At 62.8% G+C, this 15,861-nt stretch carries 17 protein-coding genes and 1 tRNA gene; 16 read left to right on the forward strand and 2 right to left on the reverse strand.

Going from position 1 to position 15,861, the window contains the following annotated elements:
• Window positions 1-111 precede the first annotated feature (111 nt).
• The 13 genes from ruvC (at window position 112) to ABE528_RS13275 (ending at window position 9,533) form a co-directional block, all read left to right on the forward strand.
• Window positions 112-636 carry a crossover junction endodeoxyribonuclease RuvC gene (gene ruvC / locus ABE528_RS13215; RefSeq protein ID WP_027919957.1) on the forward strand — a complete coding sequence of 175 codons (525 nt, stop codon included), beginning with the start codon at window positions 112-114 and terminating at the stop codon, window positions 634-636.
• A 109-nt stretch (window positions 637-745) separates the two neighbouring features.
• Complete coding sequence (ruvA, locus tag ABE528_RS13220; RefSeq protein WP_346653202.1) at window positions 746-1,363, forward strand: Holliday junction branch migration protein RuvA; 618 nt, start codon at window positions 746-748, stop codon at window positions 1,361-1,363.
• The gene (gene ruvB, locus ABE528_RS13225; RefSeq protein WP_346653203.1) at window positions 1,360-2,406 is read left to right on the forward strand and encodes a Holliday junction branch migration DNA helicase RuvB; all 1,047 of its coding nucleotides are present in this window, start codon (window positions 1,360-1,362) and stop codon (window positions 2,404-2,406) included. The genes ruvA and ruvB overlap by 4 nt, the downstream gene beginning before the upstream one ends.
• Window positions 2,407-2,531: 125 nt before the next feature.
• A complete protein-coding gene (gene ybgC / locus ABE528_RS13230; protein WP_346653204.1) occupies window positions 2,532-2,984 on the forward strand; it encodes a tol-pal system-associated acyl-CoA thioesterase in 453 nt (150 codons plus the stop codon).
• Window positions 2,985-2,986: 2 nt separating this feature from the next.
• Complete coding sequence (gene tolQ, locus ABE528_RS13235; RefSeq protein WP_027919953.1) at window positions 2,987-3,682, forward strand: protein TolQ; 696 nt, start codon at window positions 2,987-2,989, stop codon at window positions 3,680-3,682.
• A gap of 14 nt (window positions 3,683-3,696) precedes the next feature.
• On the forward strand, window positions 3,697-4,149 hold the full coding sequence (gene tolR, locus ABE528_RS13240) for a protein TolR (RefSeq protein WP_008090221.1): 453 nt from the start codon (window positions 3,697-3,699) through the stop codon (window positions 4,147-4,149).
• Window positions 4,149-5,225 (forward strand): cell envelope integrity protein TolA, encoded by a 1,077-nt coding sequence (gene tolA, locus ABE528_RS13245; protein ID WP_346653205.1) that lies wholly within the window; start codon window positions 4,149-4,151, stop codon window positions 5,223-5,225. The genes tolR and tolA overlap by 1 nt, the downstream gene beginning before the upstream one ends.
• Window positions 5,226-5,242: 17 nt before the next feature.
• Window positions 5,243-6,523: a Tol-Pal system beta propeller repeat protein TolB gene (tolB, locus tag ABE528_RS13250; RefSeq protein WP_152955760.1), complete on the forward strand. Its 1,281-nt coding sequence runs from the start codon at window positions 5,243-5,245 to the stop codon at window positions 6,521-6,523.
• 55 nt (window positions 6,524-6,578) lie between these two features.
• On the forward strand, window positions 6,579-7,076 hold the full coding sequence (gene pal, locus ABE528_RS13255; RefSeq protein WP_023381906.1) for a peptidoglycan-associated lipoprotein Pal: 498 nt from the start codon (window positions 6,579-6,581) through the stop codon (window positions 7,074-7,076).
• A gap of 6 nt (window positions 7,077-7,082) precedes the next feature.
• Window positions 7,083-7,898: a tol-pal system protein YbgF gene (gene ybgF, locus ABE528_RS13260; protein WP_152955744.1), complete on the forward strand. Its 816-nt coding sequence runs from the start codon at window positions 7,083-7,085 to the stop codon at window positions 7,896-7,898.
• 159 nt (window positions 7,899-8,057) lie between these two features.
• The gene (queE, locus tag ABE528_RS13265) at window positions 8,058-8,705 is read left to right on the forward strand and encodes a 7-carboxy-7-deazaguanine synthase QueE (protein WP_152955743.1); all 648 of its coding nucleotides are present in this window, start codon (window positions 8,058-8,060) and stop codon (window positions 8,703-8,705) included.
• A 16-nt stretch (window positions 8,706-8,721) separates the two neighbouring features.
• Window positions 8,722-9,396, forward strand: a complete 675-nt coding sequence (gene queC / locus ABE528_RS13270) for a 7-cyano-7-deazaguanine synthase QueC (RefSeq protein WP_079229346.1) — start codon at window positions 8,722-8,724, stop codon at window positions 9,394-9,396.
• A gap of 61 nt (window positions 9,397-9,457) precedes the next feature.
• Window positions 9,458-9,533 (forward strand) — tRNA-Lys (locus ABE528_RS13275).
• Between the two features lie 107 nt (window positions 9,534-9,640).
• Here ABE528_RS13275 and ABE528_RS13280 read toward each other — a convergent pair.
• Entirely contained in the window at window positions 9,641-9,829 is a 189-nt protein-coding gene (locus tag ABE528_RS13280) for a bacteriocin (RefSeq protein WP_152954057.1), read from the reverse strand.
• A 261-nt stretch (window positions 9,830-10,090) separates the two neighbouring features.
• Between ABE528_RS13280 and ABE528_RS13285 the strand changes: the two genes are divergently transcribed.
• Genes ABE528_RS13285 through ABE528_RS13295 form a run of 3 tightly spaced genes read left to right on the forward strand, consistent with a single transcriptional unit; the run spans window position 10,091 to window position 14,801 of the window.
• Window positions 10,091-11,347: an HlyD family efflux transporter periplasmic adaptor subunit gene (locus tag ABE528_RS13285; RefSeq protein WP_346653206.1), complete on the forward strand. Its 1,257-nt coding sequence runs from the start codon at window positions 10,091-10,093 to the stop codon at window positions 11,345-11,347.
• Entirely contained in the window at window positions 11,344-13,449 is a 2,106-nt protein-coding gene (locus ABE528_RS13290) for a peptidase domain-containing ABC transporter (protein WP_346653207.1), read from the forward strand. Before ABE528_RS13285 ends, ABE528_RS13290 begins: the two co-directional genes overlap by 4 nt.
• On the forward strand, window positions 13,446-14,801 hold the full coding sequence (locus tag ABE528_RS13295) for a TolC family protein (protein WP_346653208.1): 1,356 nt from the start codon (window positions 13,446-13,448) through the stop codon (window positions 14,799-14,801). Before ABE528_RS13290 ends, ABE528_RS13295 begins: the two co-directional genes overlap by 4 nt.
• Before the next feature lie 9 nt (window positions 14,802-14,810).
• Here ABE528_RS13295 and ABE528_RS13300 read toward each other — a convergent pair whose 3' ends face one another.
• Window positions 14,811-15,770, reverse strand: a complete 960-nt coding sequence (locus ABE528_RS13300; RefSeq protein ID WP_152954053.1) for a cation transporter — start codon at window positions 15,768-15,770, stop codon at window positions 14,811-14,813.
• Window positions 15,771-15,861 lie beyond the last annotated feature (91 nt).

Below are 15,861 nucleotides of genomic sequence, written 5' to 3' on the forward strand. Positions count from 1 at the left end.
CCCACAGGTACTGCACCAACTTCGAATTGGGTGCAGTACCTGTGGGAGCGGGTTTACCCGCGAAAGGGCCGGTACAGTTTGCACACATGCATGCTTTTAAATACGGGCACTATGACTCTGATTCTTGGTATCGACCCCGGCTCGCGCATCACCGGCTACGGTGTGGTCCGCCAGACTGCTCGTGGTTGCGAGTACGTGGCGTCGGGCTGTATTCGCACCGGCAGCGGCGAGCTGCCTGAGCGGTTGCAGATTGTTTTTCGCGGTGTCAGCGAGATCATCGCCCAGCACGGCCCGGTGACCATGGGCATCGAGCGGGTATTCATGGCGCGCAACGCCGATTCTGCGCTCAAGCTTGGCCAGGCTCGCGGCGCAGCCATCGTTGCCGCCGCCGAAGCCGGCCTGGAAATCGCCGAATACAGCGCCAGCCAGGTCAAGCAGGCAGTCGCCGGCAGCGGCGGGGCAAATAAAGAGCAGGTGATGCTGATGGTCATGCACCTGCTCAAGCTGACCCAGAAGCCACAAATCGATGCCTCGGACGCATTGGCCATCGCGATGTGCCATGCCCATACCCGTTCCAGCCTGGTGCCCCACGGCCTGGCCACGGCGCGGCGCCGCGGTGGGCGCTTGCGTCTGTAAGCACTTCATGACCTGATACACATTTTGTCCGGGTGAAACGTTCACCCATAGCATTTGCTGATAGGGTTGAGCGGTCTTCGACCGGCTCCCCAAGAGGAAGGATCGGAACGTGATTGGACGTTTGCGCGGCACCCTGGCGGAAAAACAGCCGCCGCACCTGATTATCGACGTCAACGGCGTGGGCTACGAGCTGGAAGTGCCGATGACCACCCTGTATCGCCTGCCCAAGGTCGGCGAACCAGTGACCGTGCATACCCACCTGGTGGTGCGCGAAGACGCTCACCTGCTCTACGGCTTTGCCGAAAAGCGCGAGCGCGAGCTGTTCCGCGAGCTGATCCGTCTGAATGGCGTGGGCCCCAAGCTGGCGCTGGCACTGATGTCCGGCCTGGAAGTGGACGAGCTGATACGCTGCGTGCAGGCTCAGGATACTGCCGTTCTGGTGCGTGTGCCTGGCGTTGGCAAGAAGACCGCCGAGCGCCTGTTGGTGGAACTCAAGGACCGCTTCAAGGCCTGGGAAACCTCTCCGGCCATGTTTACCCTGGTCTCCGATGGCCCGCTGCCAGTGGCCAGCGAGTCTTCCGCCGAGGCCGATGCGGTCAGCGCCCTGGTGTCCTTGGGCTACAAGCCGCAGGAAGCAAGCAAGGCCATCGCCGCGATCAAGGACAAGGCCGGCCTGAGCAGCGAAGAGCTCATTCGTCGCAGCCTTAAAGGGATGATTACCAAGTGATCGAAGCCGACCGTCTGATCGCCGCCAGTGGCCGCGACCGTGAAGAAGTCCAGGACCGTGCGATCCGCCCGTTGCGCCTGGACGAGTACATCGGCCAGCCGGTGGTGCGCGAGCAGATGGCGCTGTTCATCCAGGCGGCCCGTGGCCGCGGCGAGTCGCTCGACCACACGCTGATCTTCGGCCCGCCCGGGCTGGGCAAGACCACCTTGGCCAACATCATCGCCCAGGAAATGGGTGTGTCGGTCAAGAGCACCTCGGGGCCGATCCTCGAGCGGCCGGGCGACCTGGCGGCGATGCTGACCAACCTCGAACCGCACGATGTGCTGTTTATCGATGAAATTCATCGCCTGTCACCGGTGGTCGAGGAGGTGCTGTACCCGGCGATGGAGGACTTCCAGCTCGACATCATGATCGGCGAAGGCCCTGCCGCCCGGTCGATCAAGCTCGACCTGCCGCCGTTCACCCTGGTGGGCGCTACCACCCGCGCCGGCATGCTCACCAACCCGTTGCGCGACCGTTTCGGTATCGTCCAGCGCCTGGAGTTCTACAGCGACAAGGACCTGGCGACGATCGTCAGCCGTTCGGCCGGCATCCTGGGCCTGGCCATCGAGGATCACGGCGCCTATGAGATCGCCCGTCGCGCCCGCGGCACGCCACGTATCGCCAACCGCCTGCTGCGCCGGGTGCGCGACTACGCCGAGGTGCGCGGCAAGGGCCACATCACCAAGGCCGTGGCCGACATGGCGCTGAACCTGCTGGATGTCGACGAGCGCGGTTTCGACCATTCCGACCGCCGCCTGCTGCTGACCATGATCGAAAAGTTCGACGGTGGCCCGGTGGGCGTGGACAACCTGGCTGCAGCCATCAGCGAGGAGCGCCACACCATCGAGGATGTGCTCGAGCCCTACCTGATCCAGCAGGGGTACATCATGCGCACCCCGCGCGGTCGCGTGGTTACCCGGCATGCCTATCTGCACTTTGGCTTGAATGTGCCTGGCAGCCTGGGCGGTGCGGGCGAATTTTCCGAGCCAGGCGATGAATGACAGATCAAAACCCGCTTTTCGTGGTCCTACCGCTGGCATGCCGATGGCGCGCTGGCAATTCGACATTAATGAACAAAAAACAGTTGCCGCTGCGGATTGGCAAGCTGAGGAGTAAGCACTAGAGTATGCGCGCGCAAAATGGCCTGGAACCGTTCGCACACCGTTGTCGCGTCTATTACGAGGATACCGATGCCGGTGGCGTGGTGTATTACGTCAATTACCTGAAATTCATGGAGCGCGCGCGCACCGAGCGCCTGCGGCATCTGGGCTTTTCCCAGTTGCAACTGGCCGAGGACAACCTGCTGTTCGTGGTTCACTCCAGTGAAGCCCGCTATCACGCGCCGGCACGCCTGGACGACGAGCTGAGGGTCACCGCGCAAGTACTTGAACTCAATCGCGCCAGCCTGCGATTCGTGCAGCAGGTCTGGCGGGAAAAAGATGAAACGCTGCTCTGCGAAGGGCAGTTCCTGGTGGCCGCCGTGCGCGCCGACACTTTCAAACCCCGAGCCATACCCCCAGAGCTGCGCGACGCCTTTGCGGCGGACGGCTCGGGTAATCAATCGAACGCAGGAGAATAAGCGTGGAAGCTAACGTCGTCGACCATACCTCCATGTGGAGTCTGGTCAGCAATGCCAGCGTGGTGGTACAGCTGGTAATGCTGACCCTGGTGGCCGCCTCGGTCACTTCATGGATCATGATCTTTCAGCGCAGCACCATGCTGCGCGCCGGTCGCCGTGCGCTGGATGCCTTCGAGGAGCGCTTCTGGTCGGGTATCGACCTGTCCAAGCTGTATCGTCAGGCAGGCAGCAACCCGGACCCGGATTCCGGTGTGGAGCAGGTCTTCCGTGCCGGCTTCAAGGAGTTCTCGCGCCTGCGCCAGCAGCCGGGTGTTGACCCGGACGCGGTCATGGAAGGCGTGGCACGTGCCATGCGCGTGGCCATCTCGCGTGAAGAAGAAAAGCTCGAGCAGAGCCTGCCGTTCCTCGCCACCGTCGGTTCGACCAGCCCGTACATCGGCCTGTTCGGTACCGTGTGGGGCATCATGAACTCGTTCCGCGGCCTGGCCAGTGCCCAGCAGGCCACCCTGGCCACCGTTGCCCCGGGCATCGCCGAGGCGCTGGTCGCCACTGCCATCGGCCTGTTCGCGGCCATTCCGGCGGTCATTGCCTACAACCGTTTTGCGGCGCGCAGCGAAGTGCTGATCGGCCGTTACTACACCTTCGCCGACGAGTTCCAGGCGATCCTGCACCGCAAAGTGCACACCAGCGAAGAGTAATCAGGTAGAAGCCCATGGCCCGAGTTCGCCACAAACGCAAGCCCGTCGCCGAGATGAACGTGGTGCCCTACATCGACGTGATGCTGGTGCTGCTGGTCATCTTCATGGTGACGGCGCCCATGCTCAACCAGGGCGTGAAGGTCGACCTGCCCAAGGTTTCCAGCGAAGCCTTGCCGCAGGACAACAACGTCCAGATCCTCACCATCTCCATCAAGGCCGACAAGACCTACTACTGGAACCTCGGCAGCGAAGTCGACACCGACAAGCAGATGGACAAGGCCATGACCTTGCCGGACATGACCAGCGCAGTGACCAAGATCATTGCCGCCGGTCGCGACCAGGGCAAGCAGACCCAGGTCTTCATTCGTGGCGACAAGGCTGTCGACTACGGCGCCGTCATGGGCGCCATGGGCGGGTTGCAGAAGGCCGGTGTCGGTAACGTTGGCCTGATTACCGAGGCGCCCTGATGCAACAGCGAGAGCCATCCGCCTCGGAAAGCTACTTCTGGCCCAGTGTCTGGGCCATCGGCCTGCATGTGCTGGTGTTCGCCTTGCTGTTCGTCAGCTTTGCCATGACGCCTGAACTGCCGCCTTCCAAGCCGATTGTTCAGGCTACCCTGTATCAGCTCAAGTCGAAGAGCCAGGCGACCACCCAGACCAATCAGAAGATTGCCGGGGAAGCGAAGAAAACCGCCTCGCGCCAGACCGAAGTCGAGCAGCTGGAGCAGAAGAAGGTCGAGCAGGAGGCCATCAAGGCCGCGGAACAAAAGAAAGCCGACGCCGCTCAAAAGGCTGAGGAAGCACGCGAAGCCGCCGAAGCCAAGAAGGCCGAGGAAGCGGCGAAGGCTGCCGAAGCCAAGAAAGCCGCCGAGTCCAAGAAGGCCGAAGAGGCGAAGAAGGCCGCCGAGAAGCAGCAGGCCGACATCGCCAAGAAGAAGGCCGAGGAAGAGGCGAAGAAGCAGGCCGAGGAAGAAGCCAAGAAAAAAGCAGCCGAGGAGGCCAAGAAGCAGGCCGCCGAAGACGCGAAGAAGAAAGCCGCCGAGGACGCCAAGAAGAAAACGGCGGCCGAGGAAGCGAAGAAAAAGGCAGCTGAAGAGGCCAAGAAAAAGGCCGCTGCAGATGCTCAGAAGAAGAAAGCACAGGAAGCGGCCCGCAAGTCGGCGGAGGACAAGAAAGCTCAGGCCCTGGCCGAGCTGTTGTCCGACACCACCGAGCGGCAGCAGGCCCTGGCTGACGAGCAGGGAGACCAGGTGGCCGGCGACTTCGACGACCTGATCCGCATGCGCGCGGCCGAGGGCTGGGCACGTCCGCCTTCCGCGCGTAAGGGCATGACGGTGACCCTGCAGGTCAACATGTTGCCGGACGGTACCGTCACCGGTGTCAGCGTGATCAAGTCCAGTGGCGATGGTCCGTTCGACAGTTCGGCGGTGGCGGCAGTGAAGAACATCGGTCGTTTGACCGAGATGCAGGGTATGAAGCCGAGCGATTTCAATCGTTATCGTTCGTTCAAGATGACATTTACACCTGAGGATCTAGCGTTGTGATTAAACTCCTTCGAGGAATGCTGGTCATGCTCTGCTGCGTGGCTGGCATGGCCATGGCAGAGGAAAAGAACATCCTGGTCACCAGCGGCAGCGATCGGGCCACGCCCATCGCGGTAGTGCCGTTCGGTCTGCAGGGTGGCAGTGTGCTGCCAGAAGACATGGCCGACATCATCGGCAACGACCTGCGCAACTCGGGCTACTACTCGCCGATTCCGCGTCAGAACATGATCAGCCAGCCTACCCAGGCCAGCGAAGTCATCTTCCGTGACTGGAAAGCGCTGGGTGCCCAGTACGTGATGGTTGGCAGCATCGTGCCGTCGGGCGGTCGCCTGCAGGTGCAGTACGCGCTGTTCAACGTCGCCACCGAGCAGCAAGTGCTGACCGGTAGCGTGGCGGGCAGCACCGACCAGTTGCGCGACATGGCGCACTACATTGCCGACCAGTCGTTTGAAAAGCTCACCGGCATCAAGGGTGCGTTCTCTACCCGCATGCTGTATGTGACGGCCGAGCGCTTCTCCACCAACAATACCCGCTACACCCTGCAGCGTTCGGACTACGACGGTGCTCGTGCAGTGACCCTGCTGCAGTCGCGTGAGCCGATCCTGTCGCCCCGCTTCGCGCCGGATGGCAAGCGCATTGCCTATGTTTCGTTCGAGCAGAAGCGCCCGCGCATCTTCGTGCAGAACATCGACACTGGCCGCCGCGAGCAGGTAACCAACTTCGAAGGCCTGAACGGCGCGCCAGCCTGGTCGCCGGATGGTTCGCGCCTGGCGTTCGTGCTGTCCAAGGACGGCAACCCGGACATCTACGTGATGAACGTGGCCTCGCGCCAGATCAGCCGTGTTACCGCAGGCCCAGGCATCAACACCGAACCGTTCTGGGGCAAGGATGGCAACACCCTGTACTTCACCTCCGACCGCGGCGGCAAGCCACAGATCTACAAGCAGTCGGTCAGCGGTGGTGGTGCCGAGCGTGTGACGTTCGTGGGTAACTACAACGCCAACCCGAAACTGTCGGCGGATGAAAAGACCCTGGTCATGATCCATCGTCAGCAGGGCTTCACCAACTTCAAGGTGGCGGCACAGGACTTGCAGCGTGGAAGTGTAAAGATTCTCTCGGAAACGAGTCTTGATGAGTCGCCCACTGTTGCGCCTAACGGCACCATGCTAATCTACGCCACCCGCCAGCAGGGCCGGGGAGTCTTGATGCTCGTGTCGCTTAACGGCCGTGTGAGGCTCCCACTTCCTACCGCTCAAGGCGAAGTCAGAGAACCGTCCTGGTCCCCTTACCTGAACTGATTGCGGCGTAATACGTTTTTGCTTAACACACTGGGGTTTCATTAGGAGTTTCACGATGGAAATGCTGAAGTTTGGTAAATTTGCTGCGCTGGCTCTGGCCATGGCCGTAGCTGTAGGTTGCTCCTCGAAAGGCGGTGACAACGCTGGTGAAGGCGCTGTTGATCCGAACGCTGGCTACGGTGCCAACACTGGCGCTGTTGACGGCTCCCTGAGCGAAGAAGCTGCCCTGCGCGCAATCACCACCTTCTACTTCGAATACGACAGCTCGGACCTGAAGCCAGAAGCCATGCGCGCTCTGGACGTTCACGCCAAGGACCTGAAAGCCAACGGCAACCGCGTTGTCCTGGAAGGCAACACCGACGAGCGCGGCACCCGCGAGTACAACATGGCTCTGGGTGAGCGTCGTGCGAAAGCCGTTCAGCGCTACCTGGTTCTGCAGGGCGTTTCCCCTGCTCAGCTGGAACTGGTCTCCTACGGCGAAGAGCGTCCAGTTGCCACCGGCAACGACGAGCAGTCCTGGGCTCAGAACCGTCGCGTAGAACTGCGTAAGTAAGTTCTTATGCGTATGTGCCGTCGTGCTGTAACCGTCCTCGCACTCAGCCTTCCGCTTTCGGCGTGGGCTGCGGTTCCTGTAGTTGATGACAACGGGGGTGCTTACCCACCTTCCGGTTATGGCACGAGCGGCACCTATGCCGGCGCAGGGGCTTCGACCCCTGCCTCGGCACAGGGCCAGCTGTTCATGCAGTTGCAACAGATGCAGGATCAACTTTCCCGTCAGCAAGGCATCATCGAAGAGCTGCAGAACGATGTGTCGCGCATGAAGCAGGAAAACCTGGAGCGATACCAGGATCTTGATCGTCGCATCAACAGTGGTGGCGCGCCTGCCGCGACCCCCGATAATTCCTCCACCGGTGGTGCACCCGATGCCGCCGCCGGTGCAGCAGCAGGCGCCGCTGGCGCCGCTGCGCAACAACCGGCCGCCAGTAGCGAGCCCGGTGATCCGGCGAAAGAAAAGCTCTATTACGACGCAGCTTTCGACCAGATCAAGCAGAAGGACTTCGACAAGGCCAGCCAGGCGTTCAACGCCTTCCTGCGCAAGTACCCGAACAGCCAGTACGCCGGCAACGCCCAATACTGGCTGGGTGAGGTGAACCTGGCCAAGGGCGACCTGCCAGCTGCCAGCCAGGCGTTCGCCCAGGTCAGCCAGAAGTACCCCAAGCACAGCAAGGTGCCAGATTCGCTGTACAAACTGGCTGACGTCGAGCGCCGCATGGGCCACACCGACAAGGTCAAGGGCATCCTGCAGCAAGTCATCACCCAGTACCCCGGCACGTCTGCCGCGCAACTGGCGCAACGCGACCTGCAGAAGCTCTAAGCTGCACCTTTGCAAGAAACCCGCGCCTGTCGCGGGTTTTTTCGTTAGAATCACAACCCTTTTTTTATAAACACGCTGTAGCGGATAACGCCATGTCGAGTCCGCGACAGTGCCTGACGGAGGCGGACAGCCTGTTTAGCTGTCACGCCCGTGGCGAGCATGCAAGACACATTACGCATTACCGAAGTCTTTTACTCTTTGCAGGGTGAAACACGAACGGCCGGGCTGCCCACGGTATTCGTGCGCCTGACCGGTTGCCCCCTGCGCTGCCAGTACTGCGACAGCGCCTACGCCTTCACCGGCGGCACCCTTCGCACCCTCGATTCGATCCTTGAGCAGGTGGCCGGCTTCAAGCCGCGTTACGTCTGCGTCACCGGCGGCGAACCGTTGGCCCAGCCGAACGCCTTGCCGCTGCTGCAGCGCCTGTGCGATGCCGGCTACGAGGTCTCACTGGAAACCAGCGGCGCCCTGGATATCTCGGGCACCGATGTGCGCGTCAGCCGCGTGGTCGACCTCAAGACCCCAGGGTCGGAAGAGTCGCACCGCAACCGCTACGAGAACATCGAACAGCTGACCCGCAACGACCAGGTCAAGTTCGTCATCTGTTCCCGTGAGGACTATGACTGGGCGGTGTCCAAGCTGATCCAGTACAACCTGGCCGAACGCGCGGGCGAAGTACTGTTCTCGCCCAGCCATCATCAGGTGAGCGCCACCGAGCTGGCCGACTGGATCGTCGCCGACAACCTGCCCGTTCGCTTCCAGATGCAGCTGCACAAGCTGCTGTGGAACGACGAACCCGGACGTTGATTGAGGAGTGAAAGAAATGACTGAGAAACGCGCGGTAATCCTGCTGTCAGGCGGCCTCGATTCGGCCACGGTCGTAGCCATGGCCAAGGCCGAAGGCTACAGCTGCTACACCATGAGCTTCGACTATGGCCAGCGCCATCGCGCCGAGCTGAATGCCGCTGCCCGCGTCGCCCGCGACCTGGGCGTGGTCGAGCACAAGGTCATCGGCCTCAACCTCGACGGCATCGGCGGCTCGGCCCTGACCGACAGCAGTATCGACGTGCCGGAGACCCCAGGCGAGGGCATTCCGGTAACCTACGTGCCGGCCCGCAACACTGTGTTCCTGTCGCTGGCCCTGGGCTGGGCAGAGGTGCTGGAAGCGCGTGACATCTTCATCGGCGTCAACGCAGTGGACTATTCCGGCTACCCGGATTGCCGCCCGGAGTTCGTCGAGGCGTTCGAGCGCATGGCCAACCTGGCCACCAAGGCGGGTGTCGAAGGGCAGGGCTTCCGCATTCAGGCGCCGCTGCAGAACATGAGCAAGGCGCAGATCGTGCAGGCAGGTATCGCCCGAGGCGTGGACTACAGCCTGACGGTTTCCTGCTACCAGGCCAATGATGAAGGCCAGGCATGTGGCAAATGCGACAGCTGCCGCCTGCGTGCTGATGGTTTCAAGGCGGCGGGTGTCGCAGACCCGACCCGCTACTTTTGACAAAAGGCTGGCTCAGGTATTGATTTCCCGTTAGAAATCAGTATTATACGCGCCACCCAACGGGTCGTTAGCTCAGTTGGTAGAGCAGTTGGCTTTTAACCAATTGGTCGTAGGTTCGAATCCTACACGACCCACCATATGCAGTAACACAAAGCCCGCAACCAGCAATGGTCGCGGGCTTTGTCGTTCCGGGCCTTCAAGAACGGCAAAAGGCCACCTCCTCAAGGGCGGCGGACCTGGCCAATCAGCACAGCTTCAGTTCGAAAAAGTTGTACTTGCCGCTGTTACTGCCCCAGCTCACATGCAGGGTCGGGCCTTGGCCATAGTTAACGACGCTGGCCCCGGCGTGGTAGCCAAAAGCTGAAATGCCTCCACTGACCTGTTCCAGTTCGTCATCGTCGAGTGTGCGCAGGTTTTCAAGTTCGGTATTCATGGATGAGTCCTCTTCAAGTTGTATTGTTCCGTCACCGGCAAAGCGTTCACCGGACCTGGCAAATCATGTGAAGGGGCCGCCGCTTGAAGCAATAGCACGGGTGACCTAGTGTCCTATTGCCACAATGTGATGCGGTTCTCGCTGTGTCGCGCACTAGTGCATCTGTACTAGTGCCCGGTGTGACTGGCTTGATTAGTCTGGCCTAGCCCGAAGCCGGACTTGCTGCGGGCGATTTCGCAACTGCCAGTAGTAGGCCAGGGAATGCTATTTCGTAAGGAAGCACTGCAATCAGGGGCACACAACGACCTGGGCAGCGTGATATTGATATCGCCACCCTCCTTGCGCATCGCCAGCGCCTGTGCGCTGCTGTTCTGCATCGCCTTAAGCCTGTTCATCACCTTTGCCAGCTACACGCGGCGTGAAGCCGTGAGCGGCGTGCTGGTGCCCGAAGCCGGGGTGATCAAGGTCTTCGCCCCGCAGATTGGGGTGGTGCAGGACCTTCGCATCAGCGATGGCGAGCACGTCAACGCGGGACAGGTCCTGTTGACCCTGGCCAGTGACACCCGCAACGGTGAGGCAGCTGCCAACCAGGATGCCATCAGCCGCCTCCTTGCCCGGCGCAACAACAGCCTGGCCGACGAGATTGACGAAACCCGCGTGCTTCACCAGCAAGAACGTGAGGGCAAGACCCGTCGCCTCGGCATGCTGGAAGGTGAACAGGAAAAAGTCGCCGCGCAGATTGCCCTGACTCGCCAGCGTCTGGCACTGGCCCAGGGAATCGCCGAACGCTACGCCGAGCTGCAACGTCAGGACTTCGTTTCCCGTGACCTGCTCCAGGCCCGTCAGGATGCCGTGCTGGAAATGCGCCTTCGCGCCGAAGAACTGAACCGCTCACTGCTGGCCCTGCGCAACGAAAGCGCCGGGTTGCGCGCCGAACTTGCCGAATTGCCTTACAAGCAGACCAAGCAGATGGCGGAGCTGCAGCGCCGGTTGCTGGAAAGTCAGAGCAGCCTGCTGGAAAGCGAGGTCAAGCGCCAAGTGATGATCACCGCCCCGGTGGCCGGGGAGGTGGCGGCGTTAGGCGTGGTCAACGGTGCGCGCGCCGATACCGGTCGCCCGCTGCTTAGCCTGGTGCCGCAGGACAGCAGCCTGTACGCGGAGCTCCATGTGCCCAGCCGCTCGGCCGGCTTCGTGCGGCCAGGGAATGTCGTGCTGCTGCGCTACCAGGCCTTCCCCTACCAGCATTTTGGCCTGGCCCGCGGTACCGTGGCGTCGGTTTCCCGCAGCGCCATGCCGGCTGACGAGGTGATGAGCGTTGGCGTGCCCTCCGAGGCGTTGCGTGAACAAGGGCCGCTGTATCGGGTCAAGGTCACGCTGGAGCGACAAAGCCTGTTCGCCCGCGGCGGTGAAGAACCCCTGCGTTCTGGCATGCAGCTGGACGCAGACATCATGCTGGAGGAGCTGCCGCTCTACGAATGGTTGCTCGAGCCCCTGCGCGGCTTAGGAAAACGCTTGTGAGCCTGTACCATTCCCTGAGCTTCGGCATCGGCCGCAAGCTGCCTGTGATGCTGCAGGTCGAGGCTGCCGAATGTGGCCAGGCCTGCCTGGCGATGGTTGCCGCCTATCATGGCCAGGTGCACGACATGCAGGCCCTGCGCCAGAAGCTCGCGCCTTCCATGAAGGGGGCCACGCTCAAGCAACTGATGGCCATGGCCGGCCAGTTGGGCCTCGCCACGCGACCGCTGCGTCTGGAGTTGGAGGCACTGGCGCAATTGCGTCTGCCTTGCATACTGCACTGGGAGTTCAACCACTTCGTGGTGCTCAAGGAGGTCGGCCCGCGTGGCGTGGTCATCCATGACCCGGCACGCGGGGTACGCAAGCTCGGCCTCGAAGAGGTCTCCAGGGCCTTCACTGGCGTCGCCCTTGAGCTATGGCCTCACAGCGATTTCCAGCCGGGCGAGGTGAAGACGCGGCTGTCCCTGCGGCGTTTGCTGGGCAAGGTCGAGGGGTTTGGCGGCGTGTTCATCCAGGTACTGGCGCTGGGCCTGGCGTTGGAGCTGTGCACGGTGCTGGCGCCGTTCTTCATGCAGACGGTGATCGACAAAGTGCTGGTCAGTGCCGATCGCGACCTGCTGGCGGTGCTGGCCATCGGCTTCGGCCTGATGTTGCTGGCCCAGCAGGTGCTGTCGCTGGGGCGTTCGTGGGCCTTGATGTACCTGGGGACGCTGCTCGGCAGCCAATGGCAGATCAATGTCTTCAACCACTTGGTGCGCCTGCCGGTGGCGTTCTTCGAGCGGCGGCATCTGGGCGATATCATTTCTCGCTTCGGTTCGCTCAAGGCGATCCAGCGCACCCTCACCACCTCGTTCATCGAAGCCCTGCTCGATGGCCTGATGACCGTGGTCACCCTGGTCCTGATGTTTCTCTACAGCCCGCCCTTGGCGTTCATTGCGGTGTTTGCCATGGTGCTCTACGGGTTGGCGCGCTGGGCCTGGTTCGGGCCGCTGCGACGGGCCAGCGAAGATGAGCTGGTGCATGCAGCCAGGCAGCAGAGCCATTTTCTCGAAACCATGCGCGGCGTGCGCACGCTGAAGCTGTTCGCTCATCAGGAGCAGCGCGCGACGACCTGGAGTGGCCTGTTGATCGACGAGATCAATGCCGGGTTGCGGCCGCAGAAGCTGCAACTGCTGTACCGCGCCTTCAACGGTTTGCTGTTCGGCCTGGTGACCCTGCTGGTGATCTGGCTGGGCGCCCGGCAGGTGATGGACGGTGCGTTCAGCGCCGGCATGCTGATCGCTTTCAGTGCCTACAAGGACCAGTTCAACAGTCGCGTGTCCGGGCTGATCGACAAGCTGGTCGACGTCGTGATGCTGCGCCTGCATGGTGAGCGCCTGTCCGACATTGTGCTGGAGGCCGCCGAACCGCAGTCGCCGCCATTGCCGGAGGCAGACGCAGGGCCTGTGCCGCGCCTGGAAGTGCGTCAGCTGAGGTTCCGCTATAACGCCTACGAGCCGTGGGTATTGGACGGTGTTTCGCTGGTGATCGAACCGGGTGAGTCGCTGGCCATCGTCGGCCCTTCAGGTTGCGGCAAAAGTACGCTGCTGAACGTGATGCTGGGCATCCTCGCACCGGTAGAAGGGCAGGTACTGCTCGATGGCGAGCCCATCGACGCCCGCTCGATAGACCGCCTGCGCCGGATCAGCGCCACCGTGCTGCAGGACGACGTACTGTTTGCCGGTTCCATCGCCGACAACATCAGCTTCTTCGCCAATGACGCCGACCCGGCCTGGATCGAGCAGTGTGCACGCCTGGCTGCCGTGCATGACGACATCGCGCGCATGCCGATGGCCTACAACACGCTGGTCGGCGACATGGGCGCAGTCCTCTCCGGCGGGCAGAAGCAGCGTATCCTGTTGGCCCGCGCACTGTACCGGCGCCCGAAGCTGCTGTTCCTCGACGAAGCCACCAGCCACCTGGACATCCAGCGCGAGGCGGCAGTCAACCAGGCGCTGGAAGCGCTGCACATAACCCGCGTGATCGTCGCCCATCGGCCGGATACCATCCGCTCGGCCCAGCGGGTGGTGGCGCTGCTCGACGGGCGGGTGACGAGCGCATCATGAAGCGCCGCGCAATGCTGGCCATGGTGCTTTGCCTGTGCGGCCTTAAGGGCCAGGCCGCGCAGCCCTTGCAAGCCTGCCCCGGAGCATGGCCTGCCGACCAGCCGCTGTCTTTGTCCCGCGCCGTGGCCATGGCCTTGTGCGCCGACCCCGAGCTGCAGGCCGCCTGGCGTACGGAGTTGAGCAACCAGGCCAGCATGGAGGCCGAACGCTCGGCCTACTGGCCGACCTTGCAGGGGCAGGCGAACACTGGCCGCGCCAACCGCAAAACGCGCTATGACGGTTTTCCCGAAGCCAGCTCCAGCCTCGATGCCCGGACCAGCGGCTATGGGCTGAGCCTCAACTGGGTGCTGTACGACTTCGGTCTGCGGGACGCCAGGGTGGAAAGCGCCCGCCAGTTGCTCAATGCGGCCAGCAGCAGTCGGGTGGAAAAGATCCAGCAGGTGGTACTCGCCACCAGCAAGGCGTTCTACCAGGTGCAGGCCAGCAGCGCCTTGCTCGAGGCCCGGCGCAGTATTGAGGCGCTGGCCGACGACAGCTTGCGGGTGACCACCGCCAAGCACCAGGCCGGGGCAGGGGAGCGCGCCGATCGCCTGCAGGCACAGACCACCTTCGAGCAGGCGCAGCTGGAGCGGGTGTTGGCCGAGGGTGACCTGGCCATTGCCAGCGGTGCGCTGGCCAGTGCCTTGAACCTGTCGCCTTCCGCACCCCTGCGCCTGGAGGCGCTGGACGAGCCACAAGGCCAGGAGGCAGGCTTCATGCAAAGTGTCGATGCGTTGATGGAGCAGGCCCGGCAGGCCCACCCTTCAGTGGAAAGCGCTCGTGCCCAATGGGCCTCCAGCCTGGCCAAGGCCGAGGCGGAGCGGGCCCAGGGGCGGCCGACGATCTCGCTGTACAGCGACTACCGGCATGAGGATACGCCGGTCGAACAGGTGGCCTCGCGGCAGCAGATCGAAACCTGGACCGTGGGCGTGCAGGTCAGCGTGCCGATCTTCGACGGCTTTCTGGCCCGCCGCCGGACCCGCGCAGCCGAGGCGGAAGCGGCGGCGCGGGAGCAGGATCTGTACGGTGCGCAGCGTGCCATCGCGCTGAGCGTCTGGCGCAGCCGCCAGTCCCTGGAGGCACGTACCCAGGCGCTGGTCATCAGCCGCCGGCTGGTCGCCAGTGCCAGTCAGTCGCACCGGGTGGCGCTGGGGCGGTACAAGGCCGGGGTCGGCAGCATCATCGAGCTGCTCAATGCCCAGAACGATCTGGCCAACGCGCAGCAACGGCGGGTCGCGTCGGTGGTCGAGTGGTACACCGCACGCCTGCAACTGGCTGCTGACCTCGGCCAGCTGGACGGCCGCGAGTACTAACGCGGGGGGTTATTCCGCCCAGGCCGGGTCGCCGGTGAACACCACGGTGATCCAGCGATCCGGGCCTTCGCCGCCGACGGCCTCACCGACCTCGTCACGCAAGGCATCCCATTCGGTGATCGAGCGTGGCGGCATGTCCGCCGGCACGATGAAATAGAGTTCGATCTCGCGTGAGCGCCCGACCTTGGCCACGTAGGCCTTGTAGGACTTCAAGCCGTGCCTGGCGACGAACTGTCGGGCGACGGTGTCGACATGCAACTTGAGGTCGCCGGGTGTCACCAGGAAGATCTCCGACAGCGCCTGGCGCACCACCGACAGGGGGAGCGGAATGATCACCAGGCAGACCAGTGCCAGCACCGCCGGGTCGATGTACGGCGATACCCACTCCCATTGCGTGCCCTGCACTGCGTAGCCGAAGCAGAAGGCGATCAACAGGGCGGCAGTGATGCTCGCGGACATCACCCAGCCTTTGACGTCCATGCGCACGAAGTCCGACTTCAGCTTGCGGTTGGCGCGGTTCTCGACCACGGCGATGGTCGCGCAGGCGATCACGGTCAGCAGCGCATAGACCATGGCAATGCCGAACTCCAGGTGGCGGCCGCCTTGCAGCAGGCTGCTGACAGCGTTGATCAGCGCGTAGATGGCGACGCCGCTGAGCAGGATGCCATTGAGTGCCAGGACCATCGGTTCCAGGTGCCAGAAACCCATGGTGAAGCGCTCGCGCAGTTTGCGCGAGAGTTGCAGGCTGGTGGCGTGCGAGGTGATCAGCTTGACCACCACCAGCGACAGGCCGCTCATGCTGGCGTCGACCAGCGAATAGACGCCGTCGAAGACGATCGAGAACGAGCCGGAGGCCAGGCCGAAGCCGATGCCGATGGTAGCGATGAACAGGGTGACGGCAATCGAGGTGCGTAACAGGCCCTGTTCGCTGGTGATATCGAAGAAGGAAGATCGGGTTGCGGTTTGCATGTGTTTTGCTCGGTAGATAACGATGTTGCTGTGTTGGCTGTAAGGGCCTCTTCGCGGGCGTGTCGGGGCGCCCAACCGCCGCGAAGAGGCC

The organism is Pseudomonas sp. TWI628 (assembly GCF_039673865.1).
Taxonomy (GTDB): domain Bacteria; phylum Pseudomonadota; class Gammaproteobacteria; order Pseudomonadales; family Pseudomonadaceae; genus Aquipseudomonas.

What these genes read in the sequence shown, in the direction of transcription:
- queC (WP_079229346.1), top strand. Translation starts at nt 8,722, where the DNA reads ATGACTGAGAAACGCGCGGTAATCCTGCTGTCAGGCGGCCTCGATTCG.
- ruvC (WP_027919957.1), top strand. Translation starts at nt 112, where the DNA reads ATGACTCTGATTCTTGGTATCGACCCCGGCTCGCGCATCACCGGCTAC.
- tolR (WP_008090221.1), top strand. Translation starts at nt 3,697, where the DNA reads ATGGCCCGAGTTCGCCACAAACGCAAGCCCGTCGCCGAGATGAACGTG.
- ABE528_RS13280 (WP_152954057.1), bottom strand. Translation starts at nt 9,829, where the DNA reads ATGAATACCGAACTTGAAAACCTGCGCACACTCGACGATGACGAACTG.
- ABE528_RS13285 (WP_346653206.1), top strand. Translation starts at nt 10,091, where the DNA reads ATGCTATTTCGTAAGGAAGCACTGCAATCAGGGGCACACAACGACCTG.
- ybgF (WP_152955744.1), top strand. Translation starts at nt 7,083, where the DNA reads ATGCGTATGTGCCGTCGTGCTGTAACCGTCCTCGCACTCAGCCTTCCG.
- queE (WP_152955743.1), top strand. Translation starts at nt 8,058, where the DNA reads ATGCAAGACACATTACGCATTACCGAAGTCTTTTACTCTTTGCAGGGT.
- tolB (WP_152955760.1), top strand. Translation starts at nt 5,243, where the DNA reads ATGCTGGTCATGCTCTGCTGCGTGGCTGGCATGGCCATGGCAGAGGAA.
- tolA (WP_346653205.1), top strand. Translation starts at nt 4,149, where the DNA reads ATGCAACAGCGAGAGCCATCCGCCTCGGAAAGCTACTTCTGGCCCAGT.
- pal (WP_023381906.1), top strand. Translation starts at nt 6,579, where the DNA reads ATGGAAATGCTGAAGTTTGGTAAATTTGCTGCGCTGGCTCTGGCCATG.
- ABE528_RS13295 (WP_346653208.1), top strand. Translation starts at nt 13,446, where the DNA reads ATGAAGCGCCGCGCAATGCTGGCCATGGTGCTTTGCCTGTGCGGCCTT.
- ybgC (WP_346653204.1), top strand. Translation starts at nt 2,532, where the DNA reads ATGCGCGCGCAAAATGGCCTGGAACCGTTCGCACACCGTTGTCGCGTC.
- ABE528_RS13300 (WP_152954053.1), bottom strand. Translation starts at nt 15,770, where the DNA reads ATGCAAACCGCAACCCGATCTTCCTTCTTCGATATCACCAGCGAACAG.